This window comes from Nitrosovibrio sp. Nv4, from assembly GCF_900215485.1.
Classification (GTDB): Bacteria; Pseudomonadota; Gammaproteobacteria; order Burkholderiales; family Nitrosomonadaceae; genus Nitrosospira.
Map to the genome: position 1 here is coordinate 141,304 of NZ_OCMZ01000001.1, position 14,417 is coordinate 155,720.

13 protein-coding genes are annotated in these 14,417 nt (G+C 54.3%); 6 read left to right on the forward strand and 7 right to left on the reverse strand.

Going from position 1 to position 14,417, the window contains the following annotated elements; all coding sequences use genetic code 11:
* Positions 1 to 73: 73 nt before the first annotated feature.
* Positions 74 to 787 carry a DsbC family protein gene (locus CRO05_RS00625; RefSeq protein WP_097066575.1) on the forward strand — a complete coding sequence of 238 codons (714 nt, stop codon included), beginning with the start codon at positions 74 to 76 and terminating at the stop codon, positions 785 to 787.
* A gap of 48 nt (positions 788 to 835) precedes the next feature.
* Here CRO05_RS00625 and CRO05_RS00630 read toward each other — a convergent pair whose 3' ends face one another.
* Complete coding sequence (locus tag CRO05_RS00630) at positions 836 to 2,020, reverse strand: murein transglycosylase A (protein WP_097065379.1); 1,185 nt, start codon at positions 2,018 to 2,020, stop codon at positions 836 to 838.
* 39 nt (positions 2,021 to 2,059) lie between these two features.
* Between CRO05_RS00630 and CRO05_RS15395 the strand changes: the two genes are divergently transcribed.
* Both CRO05_RS15395 and gdhA read left to right on the forward strand, forming a co-directional pair.
* A complete protein-coding gene (locus CRO05_RS15395; protein WP_159462679.1) occupies positions 2,060 to 2,230 on the forward strand; it encodes a hypothetical protein in 171 nt (56 codons plus the stop codon).
* 215 nt (positions 2,231 to 2,445) lie between these two features.
* Positions 2,446 to 3,789, forward strand: a complete 1,344-nt coding sequence (gene gdhA / locus CRO05_RS00635; RefSeq protein ID WP_097065380.1) for an NADP-specific glutamate dehydrogenase — start codon at positions 2,446 to 2,448, stop codon at positions 3,787 to 3,789.
* Between the two features lie 33 nt (positions 3,790 to 3,822).
* On the opposite strand, the gene CRO05_RS00640 is transcribed toward gdhA, so the two are convergent.
* Positions 3,823 to 5,187, reverse strand: a complete 1,365-nt coding sequence (locus CRO05_RS00640) for an NAD-dependent succinate-semialdehyde dehydrogenase (RefSeq protein WP_097065381.1) — start codon at positions 5,185 to 5,187, stop codon at positions 3,823 to 3,825.
* Positions 5,188 to 5,301: 114 nt separating this feature from the next.
* Here CRO05_RS00640 and CRO05_RS00645 point away from each other — a divergent pair, with 114 nt between their 5' ends.
* Genes CRO05_RS00645 through CRO05_RS00655 form a run of 3 tightly spaced genes read left to right on the forward strand, consistent with a single transcriptional unit; the run spans position 5,302 to position 9,456 of the window.
* Positions 5,302 to 7,248 (forward strand): lytic transglycosylase domain-containing protein, encoded by a 1,947-nt coding sequence (locus CRO05_RS00645; protein WP_097065382.1) that lies wholly within the window; start codon positions 5,302 to 5,304, stop codon positions 7,246 to 7,248.
* A 4-nt stretch (positions 7,249 to 7,252) separates the two neighbouring features.
* Positions 7,253 to 8,194 carry a complex I NDUFA9 subunit family protein gene (locus CRO05_RS00650; protein WP_097065383.1) on the forward strand — a complete coding sequence of 314 codons (942 nt, stop codon included), beginning with the start codon at positions 7,253 to 7,255 and terminating at the stop codon, positions 8,192 to 8,194.
* A 29-nt stretch (positions 8,195 to 8,223) separates the two neighbouring features.
* Positions 8,224 to 9,456, forward strand: coding sequence for a multifunctional CCA addition/repair protein (locus CRO05_RS00655; protein ID WP_097065384.1), 1,233 nt, complete (start codon positions 8,224 to 8,226; stop codon positions 9,454 to 9,456).
* A gap of 13 nt (positions 9,457 to 9,469) precedes the next feature.
* On the opposite strand, the gene msrA is transcribed toward CRO05_RS00655, so the two are convergent.
* The 5 genes from msrA to argS all read right to left on the reverse strand — a co-directional run bounded on the left by msrA (position 9,470) and on the right by argS (position 13,918).
* The gene (gene msrA / locus CRO05_RS00660) at positions 9,470 to 9,946 is read right to left on the reverse strand and encodes a peptide-methionine (S)-S-oxide reductase MsrA (RefSeq protein ID WP_097065385.1); all 477 of its coding nucleotides are present in this window, start codon (positions 9,944 to 9,946) and stop codon (positions 9,470 to 9,472) included.
* Between the two features lie 121 nt (positions 9,947 to 10,067).
* The gene (locus CRO05_RS00665; RefSeq protein ID WP_235001228.1) at positions 10,068 to 10,817 is read right to left on the reverse strand and encodes an SDR family oxidoreductase; all 750 of its coding nucleotides are present in this window, start codon (positions 10,815 to 10,817) and stop codon (positions 10,068 to 10,070) included.
* A gap of 20 nt (positions 10,818 to 10,837) precedes the next feature.
* Positions 10,838 to 11,485: a thiol:disulfide interchange protein DsbA/DsbL gene (locus CRO05_RS00670; protein ID WP_097065386.1), complete on the reverse strand. Its 648-nt coding sequence runs from the start codon at positions 11,483 to 11,485 to the stop codon at positions 10,838 to 10,840.
* Positions 11,486 to 11,534: 49 nt separating this feature from the next.
* Positions 11,535 to 12,140: an SPOR domain-containing protein gene (locus tag CRO05_RS00675; protein ID WP_097066577.1), complete on the reverse strand. Its 606-nt coding sequence runs from the start codon at positions 12,138 to 12,140 to the stop codon at positions 11,535 to 11,537.
* 23 nt (positions 12,141 to 12,163) lie between these two features.
* Positions 12,164 to 13,918: an arginine--tRNA ligase gene (argS, locus tag CRO05_RS00680; protein ID WP_097066578.1), complete on the reverse strand. Its 1,755-nt coding sequence runs from the start codon at positions 13,916 to 13,918 to the stop codon at positions 12,164 to 12,166.
* Positions 13,919 to 14,417 lie beyond the last annotated feature (499 nt).

Consider the following 14,417-nt stretch of genomic DNA (forward strand, 5'->3'; position numbering starts at 1 on the left):
ACATAATGACAGGCAGTTGATCAGCAACAATCAAGCGCGACAAAAATCTTACTTAAACCGGAGCCATATGATCATGCGTTTAAATCTCATTTTTCCTGCTTTATTATCATGCTTTCTTTTCAGCACGGCGTCTGCTGATGAGGCGTCCTTGAAAAAAGCGCTCCAGGCAAGTTTTCCGGGGGAGAAAATCGAAAGCCTGAAAAAAACTCCTTATCTCGGGCTATACGAAGCCGTGGTGGGTGGAGAACTGTTTTATACCGATGAAAAGGCATCGTATCTTTTCTTCGGGCATGTGATTGACCCAAAAACAAAGGAAAGCCTGACCAGCCAGCGCTTGCAGGAGGTCAAGGACGCAAGGCGGATAGATATTGACTCTCTTCCTCTGGAACACGCGATTAAAGCGACCAAGGGTAATGGAAAGCGCAAACTCGTGGTTTTTTCCGATCCAAATTGCCCCTATTGCAAGCGTCTTGAAAAGGAACTGGCTAACGTTACCAACGTAACCGTCTATACGCTGCTTTATCCGGTGCTTAATGGCTCGGTCCCTACCGCTACAGCGATTTGGTGTTCTCCTGACCGGCTCAAGGCCTGGGAGGGTTTCATGCTTAGCGATGTTGCCCCAACTGGAAAAACCTGCGATACGCCGATCGATACGCTCCTTAAGGCAGGACAGCAGAACGGCATAAGCGGTACCCCGACTTTGATCTTTGCAGATGGCTCTGTAGCACCGGGGATGATTCCGGCTGAAACCATAGAAAAGAGACTGAATGCGGCATCGGCAAAATGACAACTGTCAGGCGCTGGATTGAATCGGGCGGCTCGGGTTTCTGATGTCCTAACGAATCTGGGCTTCCCGTATATAACCCTGGGATACATAACTGGTGGGCATCAACACCCACATTTTGCCTGTCTGTCTCATCTTCCCCGCCTGATCCGCTGCTTCGCGGCCAAAGCCCCAGAAGAAATCGGCGCGAACATTGCCCTTGATGGCTCCACCGGCATCCTGGGCCACCATTAGCCGATAAAGCTGCTTATCGGTATTGGGCCAGGTGGTGGCAAGAAAAACCGGCGCACCCTGGGGTACCGCGCGAGGATCCACCGCGAGGCTTCTGCCCGCTGTCAGCGGTACGCCGAGCGAGCCTAGCGGCCCCGGCACGGCGGCAGGTAACTCAAGGAAAAAAACGAAGCTCGAGTTTTGCCGCAATAGCTCGCCCAATTTTTGGGGATTTCTCTGGCCCCATGCCTTGATTCCCTGCATTGAAGCCTTTTCCAAAGGCAATTCACCGCGCTCCACCAACAACTTTCCTATGGATTTATAGGGATGTCCGTTTTGCTCGGCGTACCCTACCCGCACGATCTCACCATTCTCGAGTTCAACCCGGCCGGATCCCTGGATTTGCAGAAAAAACAACTCAACCTCGTCGTCCACCCATAGAAGTTCCTTTCCCTGCAGCCGCGAAGGATTACTCGCTATATCAGACCGGCTATAATAAGGCACCACTTTACGTCCCTGTAACCGTCCGCGCAGTCGCATGTTCTTGAGTTCCGGATAAACCTCGCTCAAGTCGACCACGAGGAGTTCATCGGGCGTGGTATAGAGCGGATAGCGGTATCGCCTGGATTGCGTGCGACTACCCTTGAGCAGGGGTTCATAATAGCCGGTGATCAGACCATCACCGCTGCCATCGGAATTCAGTACTTGATGGGGAACAAAATGGCTCTCGAAGAATTGGCGCAGGCTGGCCGCGGTTTGTCCCCGCATGGAGTCAGCCTGAATACAGGTTTCCTGCCAGAGCGGCTGATTTTTCAAAACCGAGCAGCTTCGAAGGAATGCATCCAGTGCCGGGAGTACATCGCCTTCACTCCAGCCCGTCAGCGAATCCCATCCGGTCGGTTTGAGGACGGGCGCGGGGGACGGCGCCGCTGGCTTTTCTGAGGCCACGCGCGGGGTCGGCACAATCGTACAGGCGTTGAGCAATAGCAGCGCGACAACCGCAAGAGGTGCTAATTGGTCTTTCATAGGATTATGGGTTAAAGTTGCATTTGGTAAATATACATCATGGTTGATCCTATGTGGATATTACTGCTGGAAGCAGGCGTCGCCCTATCGTTATTTATTCTCGTCGTCTGGTGGACAGCCAAGCCACGTAAAAAAGATGACGAAAGTGGCGTGCATGAGGCAAAGGATGTGGCTGATGGGGATGACAGAAAAGGCGAAAAAAAAGAATAAGGATGCTCGCAGAAGCGGTGGATATGATCCGCTGCGAGCGGTGAAACCGATACAGACAGGTTATAGGCACGCAGAGATTTTACCAAAAGGAGATAGAACACCCCCGTAACAGCTTCCGCATCCAATCACGAAAATATAAATACAGTGCGATTCCGCAAGTTATTTGGCAGAATGCTCACCTTGGGAGAATGGTTTTGTTACAAGGGGCAATAACAATGAAGTATCAAAGTTTTCAGGAATTCTGCGCTTACATAGCGGAGCGTAACCCGGGTCAGCCCGAATATCTGCAAGCGGCTGCGGAGGTTATGGAAAGCCTCTGGCCTTTCATCACGGAACATCCTCGTTACGCCGAGCATGGAATTCTGGATCGTCTCATAGAGCCGGAGCGAATCATCATTTTCCGGGTATCGTGGGTGAATGATAAAGGAGAGGTGAATGTCAACCGCGGTTACCGGATACAGCACAGCTCTTCCATTGGCCCATACAAGGGAGGCACGCGCTTTCATCCGTCCGTAAATCTTTCCATCCTGAAATTTCTAGCGTTCGAGCAAACTTTCAAGAATGCGCTGACGACCCTTCCCATGGGCGGAGGCAAAGGCGGGTCGGATTTCGACCCCAAGTACCGGAGCGCGGGGGAGATAATGCGGTTCTGCCAGGCTTATATGTGCGAACTGTTCCGCCATATTGGTTCGGATATCGATGTGCCGGCAGGCGATATCGGTGTTGGGGGCCGCGAAGTCGGCTTTATGGCCGGCATGATGAAAAAGCTGTCAAACCGTGCTGACTGTGTCTTTACCGGCAAGGGATTGAGTTTTGGCGGATCCTTGATCCGCCCGGAAGCGACGGGCTACGGCACCGTATATTTCGCTGAGGAAATGCTCAAGCAATCCGGCCGCTCACTCGACGGTCTGCGGGTTTCCGTCTCGGGCTCGGGGAATGTCGCACAGTATGCCGTTGAAAAAGCAATGGCGCTTGGCGCCAAAGTAATAACCGTATCAGACTCCAGCGGGACAGTGATTGATGAAGACGGCTTTACCAGTGAAAAACTGGCTGAGTTGATGGACGTGAAAAATAGTCAGTATGCCCGTATAAGCAGCTACGCCGAGCGAATAAAAGCTTCTTTTACCCCTGGCACGCGCCCATGGCATGTACCGGTCGATGTCGCTTTGCCGTGCGCTACCCAGAACGAACTGAACGAAGAGGATGCCGCAACCCTGATCAAAAACGGCGTGATCTGCGTCGCGGAAGGCGCCAATATGCCTTCCACAGCCGAGGCGGTGAAACGCTTCGAACGCAGCGGGGTCCTTTTCGCACCGGGTAAAGCAAGTAACGCGGGAGGAGTAGCTACCTCCGGCCTGGAAATGAGCCAGAATGCGATGCGTCTCTCCTGGCCGCGGGACGAGGTGGATGCCAGATTGCTCGAGATCATGCAGGCCATCCATAAATCCTGTTTGCAATACGGTCAGCGCAAGGACGGTACCATAAGTTATGTCAATGGCGCCAATGTGGCTGGTTTTGTAAAAGTGGCGGATGCAATGATCGGTCAGGGAGTGGTCTGACGAAACCTCTCCCCTTTGCGGGTTATCATACGGTTATCGCACCCACACCGTTTTTATGTTAACGAATTCCCGGATACCGTGGTACGACAACTCCCGGCCAAAGCCGGAAGCCTTGGTACCTCCAAAGGGTAGGCGCGGATCGGATCTGACCATGCCGTTGATAAAGGTGCCGCCTGCCTGAATTCTCCCTGCGAGTTTCTCCGCATGTTCTGAATCACGGCTCCAGATGCTGGAACCAAGACCGAAACGGGTATCGTTGGCAATGCGAATGGCCTCTTCCTCGTTGGCTGCGCGTATGACGGCAGCCACAGGGCCAAACAGTTCCTCATGATATGCCCTCGTTTTCGCCGTCACCCTGTCAAGCACCGATGGCAGGTAGAATGCGCCCTTCCCATGCACGGGCTTGCAACCAAGAACCGGCTGCGCGCCCTGCGCAATCGAATCGGTAACCTGCTGATGCAAACCTTCCCGCAGATCAAGCCGCGCCATCGGGCCAATCTGGGTTGTTTCGTTTGTCGGATCACCCATTTTCAGCCCTGCCGTTTTCTTTATGAGCAGAGAAACAAACTCATCGGCGATCTCTGGCACCGGAATAATGCGCTTGGCGGCAATGCAGGACTGTCCACAGTTCTGAAACCGCGATCGCACCGCAAAACCGGCAGCGAGGTCAAGATCCGCATCCTTCAATATGATAAAAGCATCCGATCCGCCAAGCTCCAGCACGCATTTCTTCAAATGCCGGCCCGCCTGGGACGCTACCTCTCGCCCCGCCGGCTCTGAACCGGTCAGCGTCACCGCATGGACATGGCGACTGGCGATAGCTTCGGCCACATCAGGCGCTTCGATTATGAGTGCGGTAAAAAGATGGGGAGGAAACCCTGCATCGCGGAACAATTGCTCCAGTGCAAGCGCGCATTGCGGCACATTGGACGCGTGTTTCAGAACACAGGCATTACCCGCCATCAGCGCGGGAGCGGCAAAACGAATGACTTGAAAGAACGGAAAATTCCACGGCATGACACCCAGCACGACGCCGATTGGTTCATAGGAAACATAACTCCTGCCGGCGTCGGTCTGAACCATTTCCGGCTGCAGGAAATGCTCGGCATGCACGGCGTAATAATCGCACGTGAGCGCGCACTTCTCCGCCTCCCCACGTCCCTCGCGCACAGGCTTGCCCATTTCGGCGGCCATTATCCCGGCATAGTCATTGACTCGCTCGTGCAACAACATGGCGGCTCGGTGCATGTGTTCCGCGCGCTGGGCAAATGCCGTTTGCGCCCAGACCTGCTGCGCGTCATGCGCTTGTTTCAATGCCGTTGCAAGATGATGACTATCCCAGCTGGTATAGGTTTTCAGCGTTTTGTTGGTCGCGGGGTTCAGGCTGATATACGGCATGATGTGCTATTCTTCATACAGAAGTGTCAAACCCCGAAAGAAAGGCGCAAGGCCATTTTATAACCACGCGTTCCACTCCATTTTCCATTTCAACTACTTAATTTATAGCAGGTTATGAAAATTTTTTTTGCGGGCTTATTTTTCGCGATTTACGCTGGAACCCTGGCGGCGGCAAGCCGGGACGACGATTTCATGGCCATGAGGCAAGCGTTCCAGGTGGGAGACTCCGCCCGCGTAACGGCATATGCACAACGCCTGCGGGGGCACGTGCTGGAACCCTATGCAATCTATTACCAGTTACGCCCGCAGCTTGAGAATAGCGCCGCAAGTGAGGAAACGATCAACGCCTTTCTCAAGCGTTATCAGGACAGTCCCTTGAGTGACCGCCTGCAAGGCGAATGGCTGAAAACGCTGGGCGAGACGCAGCAATGGGATTTATTTGCCAGCGCCTATCCCGATGTGATTAATAAGGATACCGAGCTTATTTGCTATTCCCTTCAAAAGCGCCTCGCAGCGAATGATAGCAGTGCGTTTGCCGAAGTACGCCCACTCTGGTTCAACGCACGCGACCTGCCGGAAAGCTGCACACCGTTATTCGATACACTGGTAACTGCCGGGGTATTAACGGTGGAAGATGTATGGACACGGCTGCGCCTGGCGCTTGAAGCCGGCAGTGTGGGCGTAGCTAAACGCATCAATGAATATCTGCCGGAGAGTCAGGCGCTCAATGAACGCAAGCTGGCCTCCGCTACAGAGAATCCTCTGCGCTATCTGGAAAAACACCGACGCGAGATCACAACGCGTGCCGATCGGGAAATCGCCCTTTTCGCGATACTGCGCCTGATTCGCAGCAGCCCCGATCAGGCCTATGCCTATTGGCCCAGGATACGCGAGCAATTCAGCGAACCAGAGCACTCATATTTCCTGGTGCAGCTGGCAGACCAGGCAGCGCGCCGGCTGAATCCGCGCGCATTGGGCTGGTTTATGGAAGCGGCCAGCACCAGTGCCCCCGTTCCGCTATCGGATGCGCAGCTCGGGTGGAAAACCCGAGCTGCGCTACGCGCCGGGGACTGGAATCTTGTGATGGAAAGCATCGAAGCCATGTCCACCCCCGAGCAGCAAACGGGAGTCTGGCGTTACTGGAAAGCAAGAGCCCTGAAATCAAGAGGCAAGACAACGGAAGCGAACGTTATCCTTGCCCCCCTTAGCACAGAGCATAATTTTTACGGCCAACTGGCGGAAGAGGAGCTGGGCGTAACCATCGGCACCCCTGCTGAATCGTATAAACCCTCAAAGAATGAGATTGCAGCAACCGAGCGGCTGCCTGGAATCAAACGCGCGCTTGCCTTGTATCGCCTGAATCTGCGAACGGAAGCCACACGCGAATGGGTATGGGCAATACGCGATTTCGACGACCAGCGACTGCTGGCCGCAGCTGAAGTTGCGAGGCGTAACGGAATCTACGACCGCGCCATCAATACGGCGGAAAGAACGGTAAAAGATCATGATTTCAGCCTGCGTTTCCTCGCGCCTCATCGCGATGCGATGCGCGATATCCTGAAACAGCAGGAGCTCGACGAAGCATGGGTATACGGCCTGATCCGCCAGGAGAGCCGCTTTATCAGCGATGCCAGATCCAGCGCCGGTGCAATGGGCCTGATGCAATTGATGCCGGGCACCGCAAAATGGGTATCGAAAAAAATGGGGGTTCGCAAATATCGCCCTGCCCTTGTGACTGAGGTCAACACCAATCTAAAGCTGGGCACCTATTATCTCAAGCATGTTCTGACGTTGTCCGATAACCAGCCGCTGCTGGCTTCTGCCGGCTATAACGCCGGCCCCAGCCGCGTGTCGCAATGGCGCGACGAAAAGCAGCCGCTGGAAGGGGCGATTTACGCAGAAACCATTCCTTTCAACGAAACGCGCGATTATGTGAAAAAAGTGCTGAGTAACTCAATGTATTACGCCAGGAGCTTCGGTCATCAAGTAACGGCCCTGAAGAGCCGCCTTGGCATAGTGGCATCAAGATCGGGGGGCGAAAAATTTTCAGAGGAGAAATGAAGCCATGAAAATCGATAATGTATGCGTTTTTGGCGGCAGCGGATTTGTTGGCGGACATCTCCTGAATCTCCTGACTAACCAGGAAATCTTCCTGCGCGTTCCTACCCGCAATTACGAGCGCTCCAAGGGGCTTCTGGTTATCCCTACCGTGGATCTGGTGGAAGCCAATGTACATGACGATGCGGAACTTGACCGGTTGCTGATGGGCATGGATGCGGTCATCAATCTGGTAGGTGTTCTGCATGATGATTTCGCGGCGGCACATGTGGAATTACCGCGCAAAATCGTGGCAGCATGTAAACGCAATGGAATAAGGCGCATATTGCACATGAGTGCGTTGAATGCCGGTGCCGGCCAGCCCAGCGCCTATTTGCGCTCCAAGGGAGAAGGCGAGGATATCGTGATGACATCCGGCTTGGTCGCGACGACTTTCAGGCCGTCGGTGATATTTGGCCCAGGGGATGCATCGCTGAGTCTCTTTGCGAAACTGGGGCGGCTGCCGGTATTGCCGCTGGCGTCGCCCGATGCAAAATTCCAGCCGGTATTTGTCGAAGACGTGGTGCGGGCATTTGCCGCAAGCCTGGATGCAACCGTGACTTTTGGCCAGCGTTACGACTTGTGCGGGCCCAAATGCTACAGTCTGCGGCAACTGGTCGAATACGCCGCGCATGTCACAGGACATGACCCTGCCATCATCGGGCTCGGCGATGGCTTATCTCATCTGGAAGCGTTTATGATGGAGTTTCTGCCAGGGAACCTCATGAGCCGGGATAACTATCAGTCGATGAAAGTAGACAGCGTGTGCGGTTGCGAAGCGCAGCCCAACAATCTCCCGGAAGTCTGGGGTATTCGGCCCACTGCGCTGGAAGAAGTGGCGCCCCTGTATCTGGCGCATCAGATGCCGCGTGAGAGGTATGAGCATCTTCGCAATCGGTCAGGACGTTAAAGATTCAAAGGTTCAAGGATGTGCCCATTATGAAAACCTACCTGGTCGGCGGCTCCGTACGCGACGAGATTCTGGGTCTGCCGGTGACTGACCACGATTACGTGGTGGTGGGATCCACGCCGGACGAAATGGTGCGGCTTGGCTATCGTCCGGTGGGAAAGGATTTTCCTGTGTTCCTCCATCCTCAAAGTCAGGAACAATACGCCCTGGCGCGTACCGAGCGCAAGGTCTCGCGCGGGTATAAAGGCTTTGAGGTGTATGCCTCCCCTGACGTTACCTTGCGGGAAGACCTGGCGCGGCGCGACCTCACGATTAATTCCATCGCGAAGGATCAGGATGGCAACATTATCGATCCGTTCGACGGCGTGGCCGACCTTGAAGCGGGTTTGCTGCGCCACATAAGTCCGGCATTTACTGAAGACCCGGTGCGTGTGCTGCGTACAGCTCGTTTTGCCGCACGCTTCGGTTTTCACATCGCACCCGAAACCCTTGTGCTGATGAGCGAGATGGTACACAACGGTGAAGTGGACGCCCTGGTACCGGAGCGCGTTTGGCAGGAGTTTGCCCGTGGATTGATGGAGCGGCGGCCTTCCCGCATGTTTTATGCATTGCGCGAGTGCAGTGCTCTCACCCGGGTCATGCCTGAGGTGGATGCTTTGTTCGGCGTACCCCAGCCTCCACAGCATCATCCCGAAATCGATACCGGTGTGCACGTCATGATGGTCATCGATCATGCCGCGTCTAAAAATTATTCTCTGCCGGTACGGTTTGCCGCGCTTACCCATGATTTGGGCAAAGGCACGACTCCCCCGGAGGAATGGCCGCGCCATATCGGTCACGAAGCACGTAGTGTGGAGTTGGTGCAGAATTTATGTGAGCGCATCAGGGTTCCTAACGACGCGCGCGATCTGGCGTTACTGGTCGCACGCTACCATGGCGATGTGCATCGCGCGGCCGAACTGCGCCCGGCGACCATCGCCAATATGCTGCAAGGGGTGGATGCCTATCGCAAGCCGGAACGCTTCGAAGAATTTCTGCAAGCCTGCTCCTGCGATTTCCACGGCCGACCCGGCTATGCCGAAAGGCCTTATCCCCAGGCTGATCGATTACGCGAGGCATTCGGTGCGGCCAGAAGCGTGGATGCAGGCGCAATTGCCGCCGAGTTGGCCAGCGCCATTTCCGACCCTGCACGCTTGCCAGTTGCGATCAACGCCAGGGTGAGCGAGGCGCGTATCGCTGAAATCAGGAGCCGTCTTTGCTGACATCTCCGTCCTGTCAGGTACGGCAATGCCCGGCAATGCCACGTTTTTCCAGGTAACGCTGGTGATATTCCTCGGCAGGATAAAAGTCGGAGGCGGGTGCGATTTCAGTTACGATGGGTTCACGCCACCGCCCGCTTTGCTCTAATTTTTCCTTGGACGCCCTCGCCGCCGCCTCCTGCTCCGGCGTATAGAAGAATATTGCCGAGCGGTACTGCGTACCTACGTCGGGCCCTTGCCGATCGCACGTGGTGGGATTATGGCAATCCCAGAAGACATCGAGCAGCGTCTCATAGTCGACCTGCGACGGATCGTATTCCACCTGCACCACTTCCGCATGACCGGTTTCGCCAGTGCATACGTCTTGATAGGTTGGAGTTTTGAGATGCCCGCCGGAATATCCGGATATTACCTCTCTCACGCCTTTGACCGCGCGAAAGGCCGCTTCCACGCCCCAGAAACAACCTGCTCCGAAAATTGCCTTTTCCGTCATCGTCGCCACCCTTTTGAGCTAGTCGATTTAAATTATACTGTATACCTATCTGCACGTAAGTTGGTACATAGATTGAGCCGCAGCAAAAAAATCAATGCGTTAATTGTTATTCGCGTGCCGACTATCGTGGCTTGCGCGGCGCGTTCGCAAACAGCCGATCATAAAGAAAGTTGGGGAGTAATCTCAAGACTGGCGCGACGATTGCCATTTGCCAGGGAATCACGGCGAACAATGTCTTGTTCTCGACCATGCGAACGATTTTTTCGGCAACGTCTTCCGCTGGCAGAAGGAAGGGCATACGGAAGGGATTATTCGCCGTCATCGGCGTAACGATATAGCCGGGACAGACGGTAATGACGGATACACCTGTACCATGCATTTCGACACGCAGGCTTTCCAGATAGCTGATCGCGGCGGCCTTCGAAGCTGAGTAGGCTCCACTGCCGGGAAGACCGCGATAGCCTGCGACACTCGCGATACCAACCAGGCTGCCCTGCCGAGCCGCCCGCATTGCGGCAGTGAATGGCTGGAAGAGGTTGATCATGCCAATGACGTTCGTCGCGAGAATATCCTCGAAAATTTCAGTATCCTCGGCATATTCGGTAAGCGTGCCCCGACTGATGCCGGCATTGGCAATGACGATATCGGGACAACCATGGCGATCCAAGAAATCCAGTGCAGCCGCGCGGATGGCGGAGGCGTCGCAGACGTCAGCCACATAAACCGAAGTATCGGAAGGTAATTCCGCCGCAAGCGTTTTCAGTAAATCTCCGCGCCTTGCGATCAGACCAAGCGTTGTGCCCGTCGCCGCATAGTGTTGCGCCAATGCCCTGCCCAGCCCGCTGGATGCGCCGCTAATGATGACTTTCAACGGCGGTGTTTTTACCGGCGCTATTTCTTCGTGCGCTCCTTACGCACTTTTTCGATCAGTTCATTCAGGGTTTTAATGGTATCTTCCGGTGTGCTCCCCATTCTTCCGCTGGTCATGTATCTGCCGTCGACCACCACGGCTGGAACACCGGTAAGGCTGTAATCCTTGGACATGCGGGTCGATCGGGTTACCTGATTCTGAACCGAAAAAGAATTGTAGGCATCGATAAATTTCTGCCGATCTATTCCCTGCTTCGCCATCCAGTCGAACAATACTTCATCCTTGCTTAAATCAATCTTGTCGCGATGGATGGCGTTATAAACCTTGTCATGCAGCCTGTCTGTTTCTCCAAGCGCTTCCAGCGCATAAAAAGTTTTTGCGCCGGGCGCCCAGTTTGCGCGAAAGATGGCGGGAACATAACGAAAGCCGACGTCCTTGGGCATCCGTTGCAGCCAGGCCTTGATTCGAGGATGCAGTTCATAGCAGTGCGGGCAACCGTACCAGAAGAATTCTATGACCTCTATGTTTTTCCCGCTGTCTGTTGGCTGAGGATGGGGCAGGACGGTGTAATCGCTCCCTTCCACAATTTCGGCGCGAGCAGCCGAAATACCGGCCACACTTATGCCGGCAAGTAAAAGTACTGCCGCAAGCAAACGGAATGAATTCATTTTTTTCTCCTGGAGATAGATGTACATTTGTTCGTGCTGGCTATGTTTTTTACTGTACGCCTTCGTGCGACTTGATGAGACTGCTCTGGACGCCATTTTGCTGCAAGGATCCGCGGATCCGGTCGATATCGTCAATGCTGGTAAAAGGGCCCACTCGTACTCTGTGCCAAATACCTTTTTCCGGCACATCGGCAGCCTGAACAGATGCCTCCACTCCCAGCATTGCAAGTTTCGCTTTCAAATTATCCGCGTCGTCGGCATTCTGGAATGATCCGGCCTGAAGGAAATACTTATCCCGGGTGGGAGGCCGTTGGGCCGCCTGTTTAAGCTGCTGGTCCGTTACCGGTTCCTCGGCGCCCGGCAATATTTTATAGAACTCAAAACGCGGTTTACCATTGTCGGCTTTGGCGGGCCCGCCATCGGCACCGGGAACCTGGATTCCTTTTTCAGTCTGTTTTACGGCGCCACTTGTCGCAGCGCTACTTGCGAGTTTGTCCTGGGAAATAAATGGGCTTGGCGCCTGATTGATATACATCCATGTTCCGATGGCGGTGAGGAGCCCCAGCGCGTAGCCGATAAACAATCCCAGAAGGAGCGTGTTCCCGTTTTTGCCAGGAAATGAAGAATTGGGGTGTGTTTTATAATCTCGGCTCATTGAAAACCTATCGAATATCATATTTACATTTTAACCGGTGCGCTCACACCCAGCAGATTCAGTCCGTTGCTCAACACTTGACGTATCGCGGCGACCAACCCCAGCCGGGCCAGCCGCAACGGAACTTCCGGCACGAGGAAACGGGTAGCATTATAGTAACTATGAAATTCACCCGCCAGTTCCCTGAGATAGAAGGCTATCAGATGAGGAGAAAGTTCCTTTGCCGCCGCTTCCACCATTTCAGGATAATCGATCAGCTTCTGCAAAAGCGATAACTCCATTGGGTTTGTAAGCGGAGACATATCCATTGTGGCCAGTGCAGCAGGATCTTCGCCCCATTGCTCCAGCACGCTGCAAACTCTTGCGTGAGCATATTGCACGTAATAGACCGGGTTTTCGTTACTTTGCGACTTGGCCAGATCCAGGTCAAAATCGAGATGCTGATCACTTTTGCGCAGTACGTAAAAAAAACGCGCTGCATCGTTGCCGACTTCCTGGCGTAATTCCCGCAGCGTGACAAATTCTCCGGAACGGGTGGACATGGGTGCTTTTTTACCATTCCGGTAAAGTACCGCGAACTGCACCAATGCGATTTCCAGTTTCGCGGGGTCAAGCGCCAGCGCCTGCAGTGCACCCTTTACCCGCGGAATATATCCGTGGTGATCGGCCCCCCATACGTCGATGACGCGCTCAAAGCCACGCCCGAACTTGTTGAGATGATAGGCTATGTCGGAAGCAAAATAGGTGAACTGCGCGTTTTCGCGCTGTACGACGCGGTCTTTTTCGTCACCGAAATCGGTGGAACGGAACCACTTGGCCCCGTCCTGTTGATAGAGATAATTCCCTTGCTCAAGCAATTGAACGGCATGTGCCACGCCACCGCTGTCGAATAGAGATTGCTCGGAAAACCAGGTATCGAAAACGACGCCGAATTCCATCAAGTCATTGCGGCAATCACCCAATTGCTCGGTCAGAACAAGATTATGAATGTACGCATAATCCTGCCCCAACAACTTCTTGGCGTTGGCGATCAATGCGTCGAGCTGCGCCTCGGTGGCGGTATTGGCATCCGCTTCCGGGGGCATATCCTCGAACAGCAAATCGGGCTTATGCACGTAAAGCCCCGCATGGGCTTTGTATATCAGCCTCGCCATATCACGCACATATTCGCCCTGGTAGGCATTATCGGGGAAACGGGACGTTACCCCATTCAATTCCAGATAACGCAGCCATGTCGACAATGCCAGAATATCCATCTGCCGACCAGCATCGTTAACATAATACTCGCGTGTAACGTCATACCCGCTAGCGGCCAACACGTTGGCAAGGCTTGCGCCGAATGCAGCGCCTCGACCGTGTCCGACGTGCAGCGGCCCAGTAGGATTGGCCGAAACGAATTCGACCTGAATCTTTTTGCCCGCGCCGATATTGCCATGGCCGAATTTCTCGCCGTTCTCCAGCACGTAGCGCGGGAATTGCTGTTTGACCGAAGTCGTGAGAAACAAGTTGATAAAACCCGCACCCGCAATCTCGATTTTTTCCAGATAAGGTGAAGCGGATAGTGCATTGGCGAGCAAAGCGGCGATGTCGCGCGGATTCTGCCGCAGGGGCTTGGCCAGTTGCATCGCCAGGTTGCAGGCATAATCGCCGTGGCTTGCTTGCCTGGGGCGGGCCAACTCTATAGTTATGCCCGCATCCAGCGGTCCCATTTCACTCAGGGTCTGGTGCAGAAGTTCGGTAAAGTGGGATTTGAAGTTAGGCTGTGCTGGCGGAATCATGGCCATGTGATGGTTGGACGCAGCCGCTATTATAGCGGCCTTGGCACGAATTACGCTTGCCCGTTTGACTTACCGGAATGACTGTTACGATAGTGGAAGGACCTGAGCCTCCTGCACAGCGCTGAGAACCGCAGGGCTGATGCGTGGGCCGCCGATGAGGAGGCATTGAAAATTTATCGTGCCTTCGCCAAAGTCGCTCCCGCCGCTTATGAGCCTTATGTCCGCCAAGTTCAGGCCAACCTCGATGCACTGCCTTGAGTCCTGGAAAGGAGGCCCTATGCCTCAACCTTCATTAACGATCCGTCGATATTTACTGGCGCCCTGTTGCTTTGACCTCGGGCTTATAGACAAAAAAATGGATTACGTCCCGGGTGCCTTCCTTTTGCTTTTTACCCTTGATTACATATTGGTAAAATCACTCCATGATGTCGTCATCGGGTATGCGGCAGAATCATGCGCAAGGGACGAGAAACGGCAAAACCGAGGAGCGATTGTGAAC

Excerpts from the sequence above, each read along its gene's own strand:
- CRO05_RS00625 (WP_097066575.1), top strand. The coding sequence starts at position 74 with ATGCGTTTAAATCTCATTTTTCCTGCTTTATTATCATGCTTTCTTTTC.
- CRO05_RS00630 (WP_097065379.1), bottom strand. The coding sequence starts at position 2,020 with ATGAAAGACCAATTAGCACCTCTTGCGGTTGTCGCGCTGCTATTGCTC.
- CRO05_RS15395 (WP_159462679.1), top strand. The coding sequence starts at position 2,060 with ATGGTTGATCCTATGTGGATATTACTGCTGGAAGCAGGCGTCGCCCTA.
- gdhA (WP_097065380.1), top strand. The coding sequence starts at position 2,446 with ATGAAGTATCAAAGTTTTCAGGAATTCTGCGCTTACATAGCGGAGCGT.
- CRO05_RS00640 (WP_097065381.1), bottom strand. The coding sequence starts at position 5,187 with ATGCCGTATATCAGCCTGAACCCCGCGACCAACAAAACGCTGAAAACC.
- CRO05_RS00645 (WP_097065382.1), top strand. The coding sequence starts at position 5,302 with ATGAAAATTTTTTTTGCGGGCTTATTTTTCGCGATTTACGCTGGAACC.
- CRO05_RS00650 (WP_097065383.1), top strand. The coding sequence starts at position 7,253 with ATGAAAATCGATAATGTATGCGTTTTTGGCGGCAGCGGATTTGTTGGC.
- CRO05_RS00655 (WP_097065384.1), top strand. The coding sequence starts at position 8,224 with ATGAAAACCTACCTGGTCGGCGGCTCCGTACGCGACGAGATTCTGGGT.
- msrA (WP_097065385.1), bottom strand. The coding sequence starts at position 9,946 with ATGACGGAAAAGGCAATTTTCGGAGCAGGTTGTTTCTGGGGCGTGGAA.
- CRO05_RS00670 (WP_097065386.1), bottom strand. The coding sequence starts at position 11,485 with ATGAATTCATTCCGTTTGCTTGCGGCAGTACTTTTACTTGCCGGCATA.
- CRO05_RS00675 (WP_097066577.1), bottom strand. The coding sequence starts at position 12,140 with ATGAGCCGAGATTATAAAACACACCCCAATTCTTCATTTCCTGGCAAA.
- argS (WP_097066578.1), bottom strand. The coding sequence starts at position 13,918 with ATGATTCCGCCAGCACAGCCTAACTTCAAATCCCACTTTACCGAACTT.